The sequence below is a fragment of the Sulfidibacter corallicola genome, from assembly GCF_017498545.1.
GTDB classification, from domain to species: Bacteria; Acidobacteriota; Holophagae; order Acanthopleuribacterales; family Acanthopleuribacteraceae; genus Sulfidibacter; species Sulfidibacter corallicola.
In genome coordinates this window covers 8,244,799-8,264,786 of sequence record NZ_CP071793.1, presented here as the reverse complement: position 1 = coordinate 8,264,786, position 19,988 = coordinate 8,244,799, and the positions used below count along the sequence as shown (strand labels likewise).

The window sequence follows — 19,988 nt, the reverse complement described above, 5'->3', positions numbered from 1 at the left end:
TCTTGTCAGGTTTTGCACATCTTTTCCGCAGACGCACACTTTTGAAAATCCTCCTGGTACGGAACTCCTGTTTTTAGAATTGCCCGCATGAGCACCAACAATTTGCGCATGACCGCCACGACAGCGGCCTTTTTCGACTTTCCTTTGCGTATCAACCGCTCGTAGAATGTTTTCATTTGTTCGTTAAAACGGCAGGCTGTCAGCGCAGGCATGTAAAGCCCCGCTCGCAGTACCGCTGAGCCTTTGCGACTTATAATCGTCGTTTTTTTCACCGAGGTCCCCGATTCGAACTTTGACGGGTTTAACCCTGCAAATGCACCGACTTGGCGGCTTCGCGCAAATCTTCGGAGATCTCCCATTTCAGCGATGACCATTACAGCAGTGAGGAAACCGATCCCTTTTATCGTGCATAACAAGTCCACATCCTTCTTGAGTTTTGGGGTCCGGTTGAGAAGCTTTTTGATTTCCTTCTCGACCCGATCGATATGGTCTTGTAGCTCCTTGAGATGTTTTTTTCGAATCTTCTGAACCGCTTCGATTTGCAGCGGCTGACCTGCCCGATTCCCCTCGGCTACCTGGAGTTCGACATACTCCTGCCTGCATCGCCACAAGTCCTTGAGAATCTGATAGGTCCGACTCGGAATCGTTTGAATTTTAGGTTTGCGTTCTTGACCGAAAAGGGCAAGCAATCGAGCATCCACCCGATCGGTTTTATTTCGAAGACCTCGGCTTTTTGCGTAAGCGGCCGTGAGCGAGGGGGTGATCATACAGATGGATGGCCCCTTGTTCATCGACAGCCACAAACGTAATTCCTCGGCGTATCTTCCACAGTCCTCCATCACGACCCAGACATGCTCTTTGAAAGGTTCGGGAAACCCAAGAGCCTCATCAAGCCAGGTCAAGGCATCTTCTGCCCCTGTGAGAGTCCTTGGGAATTTACGAGCGGGAATGCGGTGAAATGGGATGTCTTTCTCGAATGGGACGCCTTTCTCGGTGGAAACATAAGCGATATCGAAGGTGTTTTTGCTAACGTCAATGCCGGTCCAGGCGGTTAGGGTCTTGGTCATGAAGAGCCTCCACAATGCCGAAGAGGTGAAGGACGGTACACACCGCAAAAGCCAAACCTGCAAAAACACGGACTTGAAGAATCCCAGATAGTCTGCGGTTTTCAACGGTGTGGAAAGGGTGAGATGAGCAAAATCCTACAGACGAGCTACCCACCAGGGCGCTCAGGTTGGTCGAAGGCTTCATCTCACCCGGCGACTCTGGTCGGCCGGCCGGAGTCGCCTAACCGTCTACCTAAAAAGTTTTCCACAAGATTCACAGTTTCCACAAAAAGAAAAAAAGAAGCAAAAAAAGAAAAAGGCTACGGCTGTGACGAACTGAATATTAACCATAGAGCTTGAACTCTATGGTACAGGTTGGCCTGCTAGGCCGACATTTCGAAGCGGCCCAGGCTTCGCAAGATAGAGTGATAAAAGAGCGAAGCGGATAAGTTGGGCCTCTAGATCTCTCGATGATCGATTTCGATCAGTGTTTGGTCGCTTCGATTGGTGGAGCAAGCTGCTCCACCTACAGGCCTTACGCCTCTCTCACGAGGCGGGGACTTTGGACTTCACCGCTTTCGATTGGGGTCGCGAGGGAGATTTCGGGCTTTGCTCTTTGGCTCAATTTATTGTCGTTGCTTGAGTCGCTTCGATTGGTGGAGCAAGCTGCTCCACCTACAGGCGTTACGCCTCTCTCACGATGCGGGGACTTTGAGACTAGATACTTCGAATGGTCGGCCGGGCCGGCCAACCTACCAGGCATCACGAATCTCTCGGCATTCGGGGACTCCGGGCAAGTTTGTTTTCAAAGGTACATATCGGAGAGTCTCGGCCCTTTTTTCGAGCAATGCAGGGGGTCGATCGGGACAACCGCCCGCCCTCCATTCCCACTCGAGCTGCCCTTTCGCGAAGGCTCGTCATTCTCGTGCAAATTTAGGAATCCACGTCAAAGGTGGCCATTCACGAAAGCTCCATTGTACAATGCCAGCGAATCGCCGTTGGCAGACCAAGGCGATTCTGCAATAAATCGGCGGAGACGAGATACCACGCCACGGAATCCTCGTCCTAACTCCATCGAATCCCGCCGCTCCCCACGCGAGGGGTGTGCCCTCGATCGCAACCCCTCAACGCGACTCTGCTATAATGCATCCAGTTTCACCTCAATGGTAAATGAGCGCTCTCAAAATGAATCATTCCAATTCCATAAAGCAAGCGAGCGGTGCGTCCTCCTCCGTCGCGGAAGATACCTACGCGAAGCGGACGAAACCGGCGCTCTGGACATTGGTGTTTACCGATCTGGTCGACAGTACCAAACTGGTCGAGCGCATCGGCGACGCACGTGCCTCGGAAATTTTCAGCCATCACGATCGATTGGCCCGCGATCTCATGAAGCGATGGGAAGGTCTCGAAATCGACCGAACGGACGGCTTCTTCCTCGTTTTTCGGCGGCCCGTCCAAGCACTGGGTTTTGCGCTGAGCTACCACCTCGCGCTGGAACAAGTGACGGAAGTCTATAAGGAAACGGTCACCACCCGAGTCGGCCTGCACCTGGGTGAAATCGAACTCCACCGCAACAGCCCGGAACGCATCGCCCAAGGCCAAAAGCCGCTGGAAGCGGTCGGCCGCGCCATTCGCCTGACGGAAAACCTGATGGAGATGGCGAGCGCGCGCCAAACGCTTTTGACGCGTCCCGTCCTGGAGTTGGGCCTGGCGGGCGCCAGGGAAACGCCATTCAGCGACAAACCCTTTCAGTGGGTTTCCCACGGGGATTACCTGCTCTCGCGCAACACTCCCCCCTTGGAAGTCTGCGAGCTGGGCAACACGGAGCACGCCCCCTTCACCGCCCCGATACAGAAATCGAGCCTGGGCGATACGGGCGTGACCACCCTGCCCTGGCAGCCGAAGGAAGGCGCCGAGATCCCCGGCCGCAAGAACTGGGCGCTGCACGACAGGCTCCGCAAATCGAAGACCCTGAGCGAATGGGTCGCCGTGCACAAGAAAACCGGCGATCGGCGCGTCTTCAAATTGACCTCCGACACGGATCAACTCAAGTTGCTCAAGCGGGAAGTCGCCGTCTACCGGTTGCTCAAGGAGGAACTGGACGACCGCGCCGACATCAACCCGATCAACGACTGGAACTTCGAGCGCCCGCCCTATTTCATCGAGATCGCCTACAGCGAGAGCGGGTACCTGCACGAATGGGCCGAATCCCAGGGCGGCCTGAAAGCGATTCCCCTGGACCTGCGCCTGGAGCTGGTGGCCCAGATCGCCGAAACGCTCGACGCGGCCCATTCGGTCAGCGTGCTGCACAAGTGCCTCAGCCCCAAAAGCATTCAAATCCAGGTGGATCGCAAGGGCAAACCCCATGCGCGCCTGACGAATTTCGGGTTCGGTGCCATTTCGCGACCGGAACGACTGAAGGATGTCGGCGTATCGACCGCCCAAATGAAGATCCCCACCCTGTTCAACGCCCAGTTGGGCGTTTCGGACCTCGCCCTCTACCTCGCGCCCGAAGTGCAAAAGGGCCACACCGCCACCCTGCAATCGGATATCTACTCGCTGGGCGTGCTGTTGTACCAATTGTCGGTAGGCAGTTTCGAAATCTCGGTGACCGGTTACTGGCAGGAAAACATGGACGACCCGCTGCTGCGCAACCTCATCTCGGATTTGGTGGACGCCAATCCCGCCAAACGCCAGGCGCGGCCGCTGTGGGTCGCCGACCAATTGAGAACGCTCGAAGCCCGGCGCCTGGAAATGCACGAAACGCAACTGGCCGAGGACCGCGCCAAGCAGGTGGCCGAGTCGGAACTGCAGCGCGCGCTGGGTCGCGGCAACCGGTACAAGTGGTTCGCCTTCGCCCTGGCGGCGCTGCTCCTGCTCTCCTTGCTGGGGCTGGGCCTGGTACTCGTCGACCGCGGCAGCCTGAAGAATCAACTGGAGCAGCAGCGCACCAGCGACACCGCGGCACCCGGAGTCGACGACGCCGCGCCGACGCGCTGAGGTCGCGATGACGGAAATCGGAACCCGCTCCCTCGAACTCAAAACCCTCATCATCCTGGACATCGCCAACCGCACCGAAATGATCGATCGATTGGGCCAAAACGGCGCACGCACGCATTTCGAACGCCACGACGACCTGGTCCACGACCTGCTGCCCAATTTCGGCGGCACGGTGATCGACAAGACGGCCGGCTTTCTGCTGGTCTTCCGGCGCCCGATCGACGCCGTCTCCTTCTCGCTCAACTACCACGCCAGCCTCAACCGCATGCGCGAATTCCACGGCGCCAAGGACTCCTCGGACGCGGTCTCGCCGCAGGGCCACCTGGGTATCCACCTGGGCGAAGTCTACCTGATCGAGAACCCCATCGAAGACGTGGCTCGCGGGGCCAAGCCGGTGGAGGTGGAAGGCCTGGCCAAGCCGATGGCGGCGCGCCTGATGTCCCTGGCCACGCCCGGCCAGACGCTGATGACGCGCGGGGCCTTCGACCTGGCCCGACGCGCCTTCGCCGACCGCACCCTGCCCGAGCGGGAAGTCCGTTGGATGTCCCACGGGTTCTACCGCTTCAAGGGCGTGGGCGAGCCGATCGAGGTCTACGAGGTGGGAATTGACGAGCTTTCGCCCCTAATCCCCCCACCGGGTTCCCGCAAAGCCCAGCGCGTCGAATCGGACGACACCATTCAGGGCTGGCGGCCGGCGCCGGGCATGGAAATCCCGCGCCGTCCCAACTGGCGCCTGACCGAACGGCTCGGCTCCAGCACGTTCGGCGAAGTCTGGCTGAGTCACCACAAGAACACCCGCGACCCCCGCGTCTTCAAGTTCTGCTTCGAAGAGACCCACCTCCACAACCTCCAGCGCGAGGTCACCCTGTTCCGGCTCCTGCGCGAATCGTTGGGCAACCGGCGCGACATCACGCGCATCCTCGATTGGAGTTTCGATGAACCGCCCTTCTTCATCGAATCGGAATACACGCGCGGCGGCAGTCTCGTCAACCTGGGCAAAAGCGAAGGCGGTCTCGCAAAGGTCCCGCTCGAAGAGCGACTGGAAATTATCGCCCAGGCGGCGGAAGCCCTGTCCGCGGCCCATTCGGTGGGCGTTCTGCACAAGGACCTGAAGCCCGCCAACATCCTGCTGACCCAAGACCTGGAAGGTCATCTGTGCGCCCAGCTCAACGATTTCGGCGTCAGTGTGGTCACCGACCGCAAGCGATTGGAACAGGCCGCGTTCACGGTCATGGGGTTCACCGAGACGTGGAGCGAGGAAGAGGCCCGCAAGCGCGGCTCGCACATGTACGTGGCGCCGGAGTTGCTGGAAGGCAAACCCTCCAGCACCCACGCCGACATCTATGCACTCGGCGTGGTTTTGTTCCAAATTGTCGTCGGTGATTTTCAAAAGCCGCTCGCACCCGGCTGGGAGCGATCGATCGAGGACCCGCTACTTCGCGAGGATATCGCGCTGATGACCGACGGCTCGCCCGAGCGCCGCATCGGCAACGCAGCCGAGGTCGCCCACAACCTGCGCTCGCTGGAACAGCGCCGCACCCAGAAGCAGGAGGAGCGGGACAAACTCGAAGAGGCGGAGCGAGCCAAGGACGCGCTTTCCAAGATTCAGGCCCGTCGCCGCCGCACCGGCCTGGCGTTCGCGATCGTGCTGTTTTTCGCATTGGCCATGCTGTTCCAATCGAGACGCGTCGCGCACGAGGCGGAGCGTGCCAACCGCGAAGCCACAACCGCTCGCGAGGTCAGCGAACTGCTCATCGACATCTTCTCGGTGCCCGAAAACGACCCCGAGCGCGGCAGCACCATCACCGCACGAGAACTGCTGGATCAAGCCGCCGGCCGCCTCGAACGGGAGCTGGTCGATCAACCGGCGACGCGGGCCCGCTTGATGACCAGCCTGGGCAAGGCCTACATGCGCCTCGGCATCTACGACAAGGCCGAATCGCTGTTGAGCGGTACCCTCGAATCTCAAAAAGAGGTGCTCGGCGAAGAGGACGAAGACTTGGCCGACCTGCTGGTCGCCATGGGTCAACTGCGCACGCTGCAGGGCCGCTACTTCGAGGCCCACGACCTACTCGCCCGCGCCATTCGCCTCATCGAGGACCATCACGGCCCCAAGGATCCCCATCTGGTCCCCGCACTCCAGGCGATGGTCATCATGTTCCGCCGCCAGGACCTGTTCGCCGAGGCCGATTCCTTCCAGCGTCGGCTCCACGATTTGCGGGGTCCGCACCACAGCCTGACCACCGGCCAGGAAAGCGGCACCAGTCTCAATCCCAAATTCGTCGACCTTCATCACGAGCTGTCGCTGACGCGGGCGTTGGACCTTCCCGGGCCGGTGGACCGCGTCTGGGGCGAGACCGCCGTGCCCGGTCGCATTCTGATCAGCGCCCCGGAACACTATTACCTGATGGACATGGACGAGAAATCGCCGCCCACGCCGATTCCCCTGGCCAAAGGCGAACAGATCGTCGGTTTGTTGGAGAACGGCGATATCGTCTTCCGCACCGCCAACGGGCTCCGCTTTCGGTCGCCGGATCAGGGCGAAAAGGATTTTCGCATCGAGGTCAAGATGCCCCTGGCCAAGGGCAGCACGGTCGCCCTCAGCCCCAACGGCCGTTTCGCCGCGGAGGCCGACCACAACCGCCTGCGGATCTTCCGCATCGAGGGCAATCGCGCGATGCGCCGGTTCAAGCGCGCCATTCCCCGACCCGAGCGCTTCCAACTGGTGCTCAGCAATCTCAGCCTGGCCTACCTGGACAAGACCGATTCGGACCGCGGCCTGACCTGGATTTCGCTGTATAGCGGCGAAACCCTCTGGCAAGGCCGGGTTTGGGAAGAGGACGCCGTGGCCGTGGCGATCGACGATCAAACCGAGCATATCGCCATCGCCAGCGGCGAGGAAATCGTCGTCTACCAAAACAATCGCGAACATCACCGCTCCCACAACCTGCCGGGACAGCGCCTGGACAACGGCCTGGCCTTTCTCTCGGACGCCACGCTCGCCATCGGTGGCGTGAACCACATCTGGATGTGGCCGCGACGCCTGCCGCCCGAGACCTTTCAACGCGCCGGTGCCGAGATGCAGGTCATCCAATGGGCTTCACAGGGTTTGTTGGCCTGGGACCAACGCAATCACCAAATTATGAGCTTCGCCTACGGCAACCTGGACATCGCCCGCCAAATCAAGGTGGACAAGGATCCGATCGCGACCCTGACGGCCAACCCCGAGGACTCCACCATCTACGCGGGCACCAACGGCGGGCATCTCGCGCGCTATCGTTTCGACGGCAACGAGCTGGTGGGCAAAGCCATGGATCGCCAAGCCATTCAGGCCCTCCAGTTCGGTGCCGGCAAGGTGTTCCTCACCGCGGAAGGCCAGCCGCCGATCTGGCTGGACGGCGAAACGCTGGCCAACACCACGCCCGGAGGTGACACATCGTTGCCCATCGACGACACCTTCTTCAGTGCCGCCTCCCAAACGCTGTGGACCGCTTCGACGGACAAGGGCATCGCGAGCTGGACGCCCGACGGTTCGGTAACCGGTGCATCGGCCGCCATGAACCTTGCGGAACCCGTTTCGATTTGGGTGGACGAGGCTCGCGGATTGGCGATCGCCGGCGATCTGGCGGGTAGCTGGTCGGTTCTGAAAAAACGGGATTCGGGCTGGACCAAGATACGCACCGAAGCCACCGACGCCAAAGCCGTGCGCCGCATCCTGCCGCTGGAGGACGTGGGCCTGGTCCTGATCTTCGGTGTCGACCCCAACGACATTTGGGCCTACGATCCGGAGCGCGACCGTTCCTGGCAGTTGCAGCAGGTCGCCGACCACCTGGTCAACGGCGTGGCCGTGCACGGCCGCCAGGCCATCTTGGTGGGGCGAGACACCCTGGTTCGTTATCGTTTTCAACGGGTGGACGGCGAACTCCGCTACGAGATCTCCATGGCGCTGAGTACCGCGCTGGGCGACGCGACCGCGGCGGTCTGGCTCCCGCTCCACCGGTCGATCGCGGTTTCCTCGGCCAACGGCACGCTCAGCTTCATCGAATTGGACGCCCTCGAACGCGCTCCGCTCTTCGAAGGACGGCTGAGCGAAGATTGAGATCGGCTCACGGCGATCGCTCGGAGGGCCCGATGCTGTCGGCGGTTTCGGGTGAGGTTGGTTCGTCGAGCGCCCGGGTCTCGAACCGGAGCGGCAGTTCCAGCACCAGGGTGGTCCCGCGGTCTTGCTCCCGCAGCCGGATGTGCCCTCCCAACTGTTTGAGGGTGTTGGCGGCGTAGTGGAGCGAACCACCTCGGCGCGGTCCCTTGGTAGAAAAGCCCTGGGCGAAGATGCGCGCTTGCAGGCCTGGCTCGATGCCGGTTCCCGAATCCCCGATCGCCACCAGGATGCGGTCGTCGCGCAGCTCGGTGGCGACCCTCAGTTCCCGCCTGGCGGTCGACGGCAAGCCGGCCATCGCCTCGCGTGCATTTTCGATCAAGATGTCCAGAACCTTTTGGAGCCGGGGTTTGTTGACCGGCAGGCCCGGCAGGTCGGTCAGCTCGCGATTCACCACGATCCCGTGCCTTTTCAACTCTTTTTCGCGGAAGGTCAGCGCGGCGTGCAACATGTTGTTCAGGTCGGCTTGTTCCAGGAAGTGTTCGGCTTCGGCCAGTTCGTTCTGGTTGCGCATGAAGAGGCGGATGTTCTTCACGTGGGCGCGCAGGGATTTGGCATCGTCTCGCAGGCTTTCGTGGATGTCGCGCAGGTTGTCGATGAGTTCGGGAACCAGGGACGTGATCTTCCGGCCCTGGGGATCTTCGGCCAGGTAGGCGGCGAGGCGGTCGTTGTTGGTACGGATCAGGGCGAACACGCGATCCACGACACGCAGCGGGTCCTCCTCGAGGATCGAGGAAATGCTCTCGATCGAGACATTGATGCTGTTCAACTCGTTGCCGACATTGTGGAGCACCTCGGTAGCGATTTCGGCCATGCCGGCACCGTGCGCCGCCCGCACCAGCTCCTGCTGTGTCTCGAACAGGGTTTTGGTCATTTCTTCCAGCTCCGCGAACATGCGGGCTTTGGCGAAGGCCGTCAGGGCGTGTTCGCGGAAGCGGCGGCAGCGCTCCACATCCGAATCGAGGAAGGCGTCGCCGCGCGCGTGGCTACCCAGCACCAGGAAGCCTTCGGGCTCCTCGCGCAACGCCAGCGTCATTGCCAGGATGGCTTCGGTCCAGGGTAGATCGCCAATGCGACCGGCGGCCTCCACGTCGAGCAGGTAGATGCCGCGCTCCAACCGCGTGTTGCCGGATTCGAAATATTCACGCAGCATCCGGTACGGGAGCCGCCGGCCCACCCACGCCTCGGCGTGCTCGCCGCGCACATGGCGGAATTGCAGGTACTCCATTTTTCGATCCACCTGGAGGAACATGGCGATATCGGCCTTGGGAAACAGGTCGGTGGCACGCTCGACAATGGTTTCGAGCAGTTCGTCCATCTTGACCTTCTGGTTGACCGACTTGATGATCTCGTTGAGCTGCTCCAATTCGTTGTTGCGGCCTTCCAGGGCCCGGGTGCGCTCGGCCACCTCCGCTTCCAGGCGCCGGCTGTAGGTTTTCAGTTTGCGATGCACGTTGGCCAGTTCGATGTGAATCTCGATGCGCGCCAGCAGCTCGCCCTTCGAGACCGGTTTGAGAATGTAGTCGTTGGCACCCGATTCGAAGCCCCGCACCAGATCGGCCACCAGGTTTTTGGCGGTGAGGAGCACGATCGGCAGTTCGTCGGCCGAATAGCGCCGCCGGATCTCCGTACAGACCTCGTAGCCCGACATGCGCGGCATCATGATGTCCAGCAGAACCAGGTCGAAGCGTTTCTCGCCGTCGAGAAGGCGGATCGCCTCCGCACCGTCGAGTGCCTTGTCGACGGAAAAACTGCAGGGCGCCAGATGATTGATCAAGACCTGGATGTTCACCGGTTCGTCGTCGACGACCAGGATGTGGACGCCATCGCCGTCGACGGCAAGTTCCATTTGGGGTTCCCAGGTTCCTTCCGGCTGCGGTGCCGCCTGGAAACGGGTCAATTCGGATGCGGTACCCACCGTGGTGCGGACCTCCGGCCAAGCGTCGTCCACCGGGACCTCCCGTAGGGCGGCCTGATTCGCGATGGCGAGTTCGAAACGGAAGGTAGAGCCCTCGCCCGGCGTGGAATCCAGCGTGATCCGGCTGCCGTGCAGGGTGACGAGCTGGCGCACGATCGCGAGGCCCAAGCCGGTACCGCCATGGGTGCGGGACACGGAACCGTCGGCCTGCTCGAAGGTCTCGAACACCCGTTCCTGGGCTTCCGGTGCGATGCCGATCCCGGTATCGCTGACGCTGATCCGCAGCCGCCCGTCCAGGGGCTCGGCCGTGACGGTCACGGCACCCTGCTCGGTGAACTTGATGGCGTTGCCCACCAGGTTGTGCATGATTTGGAAGAGGCGGTTCTCGTCCGCGAGCACGTCCGGCAGTGACGCGTCCATCCGATGCGCCAGGGTCACCGGTTTCCCCGCCACCAACGGTTGACACAAGCCGAAGACGGTCTCGACGATGGTAGCCAGGTGCACGGGCCGCAGCCGAAGCTTCAGGGCACCCTGGCGCAGCTTGGAGAAGTCGAGAATGTCGTCCACCAGGCCGGCGAGTCGACGTCCGCTGGAGGCGATCATGTCCAGGTCGTGGCACACGGGAATCTCCAGCGAGCCACGGGCCCCTTCCAGCAGGGATTCGGCGAGGCCGACGATGCCGTTGAGCGGCGTGCGCAACTCGTGCGAGGTGTTGGCGAGGAACTCGTCCTTGAGGCGGTCCAGTTTCTCCATGGCCTGCAGTTGGGCCTGCTGGGAAACCAGGGTCAATCGTTGCTCACGGGTTTTGGCGCGATAGAGGACGGCGAGCAGGGCGATTCCGGCCAGCAGATAGAGCCCGTAGGCCCACCAGGTCCGCCATGGCGGCGGCAGGACCCGCAATGGCACACCGATACCGGTCTCGTTCCAGACACCGTCGTTGTTGGCGGCCTTCACGCGAAAGCGATAGGTGCCCGCATCCAGGTTGGTGTAGCTGGCGCGGTGGCGGTTGCCGGAGTAGACCCACGCTTCGTCGAAGCCTTCCAGCTTGAAGGCGTAGCGGTTCTTTTTCGGTGCCGCGTAGTCGAGCGCGGCGAAACTGAAGGAGATGACGGCGTCGCGGTGGTCGAGCACGATCGCGTCGCGCCGATCACCCGCGATTTCCCCCATCCACTGGCGGTTGATGCGCTCCATTTCGGTGATGACGACGGGCGGCGGCGGACGTTCGGGGAACACCTTCTCCGGTCGAAAGCGGTTGAAACCGTTCGATCCCCCGAACCAGAGATCGCCGTCGGGGCTCTTTCCCCAGGCGCCTTCCTTGAACTCCAGGCTCTGGAGCCCGTGGCTCTCGTCGAAATTTCGTACCACGTGCGTCTCGGGATCCAGGCGCGAGATGCCGGCGTTGGTACTGATCCACAGGAGTCCCGCATCGTCTTCGAGGATACCGTAGATCGAGTTGCCGGCCCCACCGGCAAGCAACGGACCCGGGTGGAACGAGAGCGCGTCCAGATCACCCACGGCCCGGTCGAGTCCGGAGGACGTCCCGACCCAAAGGCGGCCTCCGCTGTCGTGGTAGATCGAGTACACGTTGTCGTGGGAGAGGCTGGTGGGATCGTTCGGATCGTGGTCGTAATTGGTGAAGGTGTTCGTGGTGGGATCCATGATCGAGAGCCCGCCGCCGTAGGTGCCGAGCAGCAGTCGATGATCGCGGGGAAGGATGCGCCAGATGCGGTTGGCCGCCAGGCTGCGGTGATCGCCGGGGTCGTGGGTGAAACGGGTGAAGATGCCCGAGGAGCGGTCGAAATGGTCGAGGCCATCGCCGAAGGTACCGATCCACAAGGCGCCGGGCTCGGTTTGGTTGATGGAAGAGATGTAGTCGCCGGAAGGGGTGCGCGGATTGCCCGGCAGATGGCGGTAGTGGCGAAAGGCGCCCCTGGCTTCGTCATAGGACAGGAGCCCACCGCCGAAGGCGCCCACCCACAGCGTGCCTTGCGCGTCCACGAAGACTTCCAGGATGTCGTCGCTGCTGAGCGAGCCAGGATCGTTCGGATCGTGCCGAAAGTGCTCGAAGGTGCCGGTTTCCAGGTCGAGTCGTTCCACGCCTTTGCCCGTGGCGATCCACATGTGGCCGCGACCGTCGGGATGGAATCCGCGGATGCTGCTGTCGCCCAGGCCGTTTTTCGAATTGGGGGCGTAGCGATAGTGGATGAAGGATCGCTGTTCCAGGTTGACCTTGTTGACGCCGGCTTCGAAGGTACCCACCCAGAACAGCCCGGATTGGTCGCGGAAGAGCGAACGCAACAGGTTGCCGGAGAGGCTGATGGGATCGGCGGGATCGTGGGTGAGTTGACGGAGGTAGCCGCGATCCGGATCGAAGAGGAACAGGCCGCTGTAGGTGGCCAGCCAGAGGGAGCCGGTATCGGTCAGCAGCAGATCGCTGATGACGTTGGTACCCTTGCCGTCCGGCAGCGGATAGTGCGTCAGTTGGCCGGTATCGCGATCGAGCATCTGCAGGGTACCGCTGAAGGAGCCGACCCAGAGACGTCCCCGATCATCCTCCAGGAAGCGTTTGATTTGGTTCATGGCCACGAAGTCCGGCTGCTCGGAACCGTTGGCGAAAAGGGTGAAGCGTCCGCCGCGCAAGCGGTTGATGCCGTTGACACAGCCGGCCCACATGGTGCCGTCGCGAGTTTGGTAGACGGTTTCCACTTGATCGTGGCTGAGGCTGGTGGGGTCGTTGGGATCGTGGCGAAAGACCTCGAAGGTACCGGTTTCGGGATCCAATCGGTTGAGGCCACCGCCGAGGGTGCTCACCCACAACCGGTCGTCCCGATCCTGAAAGAGCTGGCGCACGGCGGGGGAGCTGAGCGCACCCTTGCGGTCCCGGTCGGGCAGGTAACGCACGAAAGACTGGGTGTTCCGCTCCAAACGGTTGAGGCCATTGGAGGTACCGACCCAAAGTCGCCCCTGGCGGTCGACGAGCACACAACGCACGTAGTTGTCCGAAAGCGAGGTGGCGTCACTCGAATCGTGTTTGAAGACGCGGAACTCGAAGCCGTCGTAGCGACTGAGGCCTTCCTGGGTGCCGAACCACAGAAAACCGACATCGTCCTGCGCGATGTCGTTGACCACACTGTGCGGCAACCCATCGGAGGGAGTGATGCGCTCGAAGTGGTAGAGGTCGGGCTGGGCCCGCGCCAACGGCAGCGCCAGGCTCAGCAGCGCGAACAGGCAGTGGCGACCCAAGGCACGCGCCGAGGTGGAGAAGGAAAGAGAAGCGTAGATGATCATGAAAGGACGTTTCCAAGAGAGGAGTACCTTATCTTATCGGTACTTCCCAAAAAAGTGTGCCTTTCCGTGCAGCGAACTTGAAATCGAGCGCCTCGGACGCGGCCTCCACCGCGAAACCTACCTAGGGGACGAGACCCCTACCCTGCCCTGGGGTGGCGAACCCAGGGTTCCCGATGCTGAGCGGCATGGGTACGGCCAGGCTACCTCTCGTTTGAGCCAGGAGCCCGAACCATCCCCGGCACCATCGATCCTCGGTCGAAGCACTCCGAAACGCCCTGAAGTGAATTCCGGCTGACCAATGTGCCGCCAAAGACAAGGGCTGACATCGTGAACCGGTAGAGTCTTGAGGTGTACCGAATTGAATACCTAGGTAAATCGTCGTCTTGTAAATCCTCTGTAATGGGCACTTCAAAGTGTGAGTTCTTGCCGCCTACCAATGTAACACCCTCAGTTCACCATCCTCTGCGGCGTCCTTGTATTGAGGTTCACAAAGGCCCTGATCTCGACAGCACCTGGACACCAAACCCTCGCTGACAACATCCTTTGGGAGCTTTGCGTGTCCGCGAGGCATCGACCAGACTGCCAACGCGTATCGGCCGGTTCGATCGAAGTATGCCTTGGCGCACCTGAACCATGACCTCTTCGTCAACGATCTTGAAATACGGACCTTAACTCCTTCATCCATCGAATTGAATTTTGTCTGGAGTTGGACACCATGTCTTTCTATCCCTCTCTTCGAGGTCAGCGCTTTCGGCGTGCATGCCGCCTGACGCTGGCCTGCGCCATTGGCGGGCTTCTCCTCCTAATGAGCACGTCGATTTCCGCCTCTGACGCGGATGCCGAGGACTCGAACCGCCGCAACCCTGCCTTGACCGAGCCTCAAAATGGCGTTGCCTCCCTTTCTTCGGACTCCGATCGTCTGGGCCTCGGTACTTCAGCGCCCTTCACCACCGTCAACGAGTTTACCGGCAAGCTCAACATCGCACTCGATCCCATCGGCGTTCCGGGCATGTACCTGCAACCCATCTACAAGTCGCCGCAGGAAAAGTATTGCGACGACGAAAACGGTTTCCGCCTGTGTCCCATGAACGAGGCGCCCACCGGCCAGGGTTTGGGCTTCGGGTGGCGCTTCAACTTTGGTTACATCCTGGCCCGCAACGCTGTGTTCGGAAACGGAACCGGTCCGGCCTCCGCCGATTGGGAACGCGTCCGCTTCGTCGATACCGCCGGCAACGTCACGGTGTTCGGCCGCGACAGCCTGTTTCAGGCCGATCCCGAAAACGGTGGGCCCGAAGACGTTTGCGATTTCGACGGCTGCATGCCCCGCCATGCCGACATCCACTTCGTCGACGACCAATTGCGCCGCATCACACGAGCGCGAACGCTGGACGGAACTTCCCTCGAAGGGTTTTCCCAAAACAGTTACTACCTGCTCGACCCCAACGGCCAGCGCACCGAGTTCCAGGCCGTTCAGCGCGTCACCGAGTGGCACAACGCGACTGCGGTCAAGTTCTTCCCCGTGGAAATCCGCCTTCCGAACCAGCGCACGATCTCCATTTCGTATGTTGGCGGCCGCGATCCCGACGGGACCTTGCCCGATTCGGCGCTGGTCGACCGCGTCACCGACTCCTTTGGTCGGGCATTGCAGTTTCACTATGAGGGCGACCGACTGATTCGGGTCACGCTCGAATCGTCCCAAGGCTCCAAGCTCCTGAAGTCGTTTGCGTATCGGTCCATTCACATCGGAAACCAGACCTTCACGGTCCTTCACAAGGTCACCACGCCCGAAGGCTACGAGACCGTTTTCACGACCGAGCACATCGGCGAGCGCTTCCCCTATGTCACAGCGATGACCTTGCCCGCCGGTGGCACGGTCCAGTATGACTACGCCTCCCAAGACTTCCATCACCTGGAGGTAGACACCAGTGATTGCCGCACCCCGCGCGATGACGGCTGCGAGGTCTACCACACCGTTTCCCGCCCATACGTGCGCCTGAGCGAGATGACCTTTGCCGGTGGTCGCTATACCTTTGACTACCGCCAGTGGACGGCCAACGAGGAACGTACCAACCCGCAGCAGGAAGGCCGGATCGACGTCACGGTCACGGAACACAACGGCGACCAGACCTTTCGGCGGGTGACCAGCTACGTCAACACGCCCATCTTCGAAACCTACTTCCAGACGTGGGACCAGGCCCATGTGGTCGGCCGTCCGCGCGAACGCACCGTCACCTTCGGCGATGCCAGTTATCGGGAGGCCTGGACCTACACGCCGCCACTCACCATCGGCGATCATGCCGGCGGCGACCTGATCCAGGTTCATGCCCTGCGGCAGCACAGCCAGTTGGAGGATGGCGTTTGGATCGACACCAACTACCACTACAGTTGGTTTGACGAAAACGGCCTGAACGGTCAGAACTTCGATCTACATTTCCTGCAGCCGACGGCTGTCATGCGCAAAGCACGCAACGGGTCTCACCTGTTGCTCCGGGAGTTTGACTACACGCATCGGGTGGTTCGGGAGTTCGGCGAACACGACCACGTCTTGGACGCGTCCTACGTGCTCGGCCTTGTTACCGAGGAGCGCGAGACCTTCCAACGAAGCGCGGTGGCGGAAACGATCGGCCGCACCACCTACAGATACCAAGACGCGGCCTTTCCCTTCGCGACGGAGGTTCGGCGCTGGCGCCATGCGACCGAATCCGAGCGCGACACCTTCACCTATTATCAGACCGGCGCGAACCGCGGATTGCCGTTCCAGGAAACCCGTGGTGAAAGCGGAGCCCCGACCCGCTTCCACGACTACGTCTTTGGTGTGTCGACACGCATCGATCACCCCGAAGGTGTGGACACCACCCGGACCCTCAACCCCGACGGCTCGGTGGCCACCGAAAACGTCGACGGCGTCACCACGACCTACCATTACGACGATGACGGCCGCGTCGAGCTGGTCCAGCGGCCGGACACCGCCGACCTGGTGACCGAATACGCTCGGCCAGGGGCTTCCGCGCCCTACATCACGAGCTATTACCGGCTCCAAGCGCCGGAGCACGGACGATCGGGGATGGCGTTTCCGATGGTGACCCGGACCAAGTCGGGCTACACCATCCCGGTCCTGTTCCGGCAGTTCGACGTGTGGGGTCGGGAAACCCGCGAAAGCATTGCCACGCTCGATCGAATCACCTTTGAACGGGACACCACCTACACGCCGTTGGGCCTGGTGGCGCGCAAGACCAGTGGCCTCGGTGGCCATTGGTCCTACGAATACGACGCCTTCGGTCGGCCAACCCGCATCTATTTCACCTGGACCGAAGCGAACCGCATCCTGCAGGACACCCTGTTCGGATATCGCCGAACCGCCGATGGCGGCGCGATCCTATCCCAACGTGTGTCAGCCTACGACACAGACAGCACCTTGGAACGGGTTCGGGAAACCGACTTCCTGGGTCGGATCACCATGGCGGGCACCAATGGATCAAGCACGTTTTTTCAGTACGCCGCGCATCCAAAGGGTCTGAAGGCGACGGTTCTTCCCCTCGGAGATAACGCGCTGGCCCGCACGACGATCCGCACCTGGCTCGGTCAGGTACTCGAGGAAACCCATCCCGAAATCGGTGAGCCGGTTCGATTCGCCTATGACAATCGCGGGCTCTTGGCGCGCCGGTATCAAGGCGACGAGGCGAACCCCACTGCCGCCACCAGGTTCGTCTACGACGGCTTGGGTCGCTTGCGGGAGACATACGGTCGCCTTCTAAACGAACCCAACGAATCATTGCTGTCGACCTTCGCCTACGATGCCCGCAACCGCCTGACCGAAGCGGTTCAGGTGTCCGACAGCGGGTTACCGGTCACCTACACGTACAAGTCATTCGACGGCGCTAATCGGCTTATGGGCATGACGATCACCTTGCCGCAGTTGGATGGCTCTAGCCTGGAAAACGGAGACCTCTCAGTTGAAGCGCTTTCGGGAACTCGCGCTTACGAAATCGATGTGGCATACGACGAGATCGGCCGGGAACGGTGGTTCCAGCATCCCCATGGGGCCTTCGAGTCCTACACCTACGACTATTTCGGTTCGCCACGAGGCGTGTTCTATGGGTTCGGTCCCAACCATCCCGAAGGCCCCGACTTCGAACACCTGATCGATCACGGCCAATACAATCCCTATAACGGTCAGCTTTTGGCGGCAATTTGGGATCTGGGCGATTGCCAGTCGGAGAGCTGCGCGCCGGCACTCGCGCGGATGGCGGAGCCGGTCACGGCCGAGGAGCGAAGCAGGCCCCCGCTCGCCGAGGACCAGTTGATCGATGAGGGCGCGCTCGAGGTCGCTGCCGCGGAAGCCATGGGGACGGGTCCCTCGCTGTTCAACTACTGGTGGCCGGACACCATGGGTCGCTCGGCGACCTGCGAGCTTCGCGGAAGCATGGGGCACTTGTACCGATGTGTCTTCACCACCTACAACGAGTGGGGCTTCATGGCGTCCTACACCCGAAACGACCGGTTGTTCCCTTCCGCGACGGAGGTTCGTCACGGCTACACCGAGCTGGGCCAGTTGCAGTCGTTCGCCGTCGGGAACGCGTCGATCACCTACGGCTACGACCTAGTCGGGAACCTCACCAACCGAACCGCGCTGAGCTATCACACCGGGAATGCGACGCTGGCCGTGGGTGCCCATGCAGCCGGTTACAGCCAGGGGAACCCGTTTCACCGAGACGGTGGTTACACCTACGACGTGCAAGGCCGGTTGACGGGCACACCGAACCATCAGGTCCAGTACAACCGAGCCGGCCAGGTTTCCCGGATCACGGCAAGTCGGCGCGTCAACGGGAACCGTTCGGGATCGGGTGAGCAATTCTTCCTGTATGACGCCTTCGGCCAACGCGTTGCCGCCGTCCGCCAGGACACCGAAAGGGTGACGTATTCAATCCGCCACGCCGACGGCCGGATCATCACCGAGGAAGACTTCGCCCTTGGAACGAACGACGCGCTGAAGCAACGGCGCCAGTACATCACCTTGCAGGGCAAGGCCATCTATCTCGAAAAAGAGGACTTCGAAAACGGTCTTCTCGTGAACAAGGAAAAGACTCACTTTTTCCGCGATCGGTTGGGCAACCCGGTCGTGACCTGGGATGGAGAAACCAACGAGGCCACGACCTCCGCCTACGAACCCTACGGGCAACCGTTCATTGCCGAAGCCCGCCACAAGGGCGCACACGGCTTCACCGGTCACGACGAAGACCCGAACGGGCTGATCTACATGAAAGCCCGGTTCTACGACCCGGTGGCCGGCTGCTTCACCCAACCGGATCCGGGCCGTGATTTCAATCCGTACCAGCCAAACAGTTACAACCTGTACAGCTACACCCACCAAAACCCGGCGAACGCGGTGGACCCGGACGGCCAAGCCCTGGAAACCGTATGGGACGTGGCCAACATCGGCATCGGGGTGGCCTCGTTCGTCCACAATGCCCGCGAAGGCAACTGGCTCGACGCCACGATCGATGCCGGCGGTGTGGTGGTCGACACCTTGGCGGCAGCGGTTCCAGTCGTGCCTGGCGGCGCGGGAACGGCGATCAAGGTGTCGCGGGCCGGGAAGATGGTGGTCAATGCCGCGACAAAGGCCGACAAGGCAAATGACCTTCGCAAAGCGGCCAATACATTGGATAATGCGGGGGATACTGCCAAAGCCCTGGACAAGGTCGATGATGCGGCGAACGCTGCGAAGACCACTCCCAAAACTTCTCCCAAAAAAGGTTCCGCAGGTGGGAAAGGAGCCGGCAAGCGGTTTCCGGATAAAGTCAGAGAACAAGCGAGGAAAGAGAGCGGTGATTCATGTGTGTTCTGTGGAACACGAACCTCGGACACCCCAGGCCCTACGAGGTCAGAAATTGACCACGCCATTCCTAAATCAAGGAATGGGAATAACACTTTGGACAATGCACAGAATACTTGCCGAGGTTGCAATCGGAGCAAGGGTGCAAAAACAACGGAAGAATTTCAATGGCAATAAACAAGGAACAAACATGACAAAGTATAGTGTGGAAATTGGTGAGAATGAAGAAAAATCAACCTGCCACTGCTGTAAACGAATATCTTACAACGGTCATGGTTTTGTTTATAAAGACAATGACGCTTACGGGGTATATTATGCCGCGTGGTCTCCTGAACACGAGGTAAAACAAGTATCGTTTGCCATTTCTTTGGGAGACTGGGATTCGAGTTCAACAATTCGCGATCGAACTTGTTTTGGCTTTCAAATCACTGACGACCGGGATGACGTCACGTTTTCTGCAATCGGCCCAGAAAGCTCGCCGTGGCCAAACTCCGATCTTTTAGGAGAAATGATATCCAGACAAAGTGCCCTCATCCACCCGCTCTTTCAAGAAGCGCTGCTCATTTCTGAAAAAGTTGTTCGAAGCCATGAAACAATTTCTCAATATTTAGGGTGTGCGTGAATGATGAAATGAATCACGTCACAATGGATGACCAAGATTTCAACTTTCACGAGGCACCGAGATCGATCGTTTGGGACGATGAGGTGATCTGGATGTCATAGTGACCCGCAAACGGGCACCAGCCA

General features: G+C 60.8%; 6 protein-coding genes. 4 read left to right on the top strand and 2 right to left on the bottom strand.

What is annotated here, in order from left to right; all coding sequences use genetic code 11:
* Positions 1–5: 5 nt before the first annotated feature.
* Positions 6–1,067 carry an IS110 family RNA-guided transposase gene (locus tag J3U87_RS25165; RefSeq protein WP_237377302.1) on the bottom strand — a complete coding sequence of 354 codons (1,062 nt, stop codon included), beginning with the start codon at positions 1,065–1,067 and terminating at the stop codon, positions 6–8.
* A gap of 1,164 nt (positions 1,068–2,231) precedes the next feature.
* Between J3U87_RS25165 and J3U87_RS25160 the strand changes: the two genes are divergently transcribed.
* Entirely contained in the window at positions 2,232–4,046 is a 1,815-nt protein-coding gene (locus J3U87_RS25160) for a protein kinase domain-containing protein (RefSeq protein ID WP_237378546.1), read from the top strand.
* A gap of 7 nt (positions 4,047–4,053) precedes the next feature.
* Positions 4,054–8,145, top strand: a complete 4,092-nt coding sequence (locus J3U87_RS25155; RefSeq protein ID WP_237378545.1) for a protein kinase domain-containing protein — start codon at positions 4,054–4,056, stop codon at positions 8,143–8,145.
* A gap of 7 nt (positions 8,146–8,152) precedes the next feature.
* Here the strand turns inward: J3U87_RS25155 and J3U87_RS25150 are convergent, their stop codons facing one another.
* Positions 8,153–13,408 (bottom strand): two-component regulator propeller domain-containing protein, encoded by a 5,256-nt coding sequence (locus J3U87_RS25150; RefSeq protein ID WP_237378544.1) that lies wholly within the window; start codon positions 13,406–13,408, stop codon positions 8,153–8,155.
* A 715-nt stretch (positions 13,409–14,123) separates the two neighbouring features.
* Here J3U87_RS25150 and J3U87_RS25145 point away from each other — a divergent pair.
* Positions 14,124–19,418 (top strand): RHS repeat-associated core domain-containing protein, encoded by a 5,295-nt coding sequence (locus J3U87_RS25145; RefSeq protein WP_237378543.1) that lies wholly within the window; start codon positions 14,124–14,126, stop codon positions 19,416–19,418.
* A 13-nt stretch (positions 19,419–19,431) separates the two neighbouring features.
* Positions 19,432–19,863 carry a hypothetical protein gene (locus tag J3U87_RS25140; protein WP_237378542.1) on the top strand — a complete coding sequence of 144 codons (432 nt, stop codon included), beginning with the start codon at positions 19,432–19,434 and terminating at the stop codon, positions 19,861–19,863.
* Positions 19,864–19,988 lie beyond the last annotated feature (125 nt).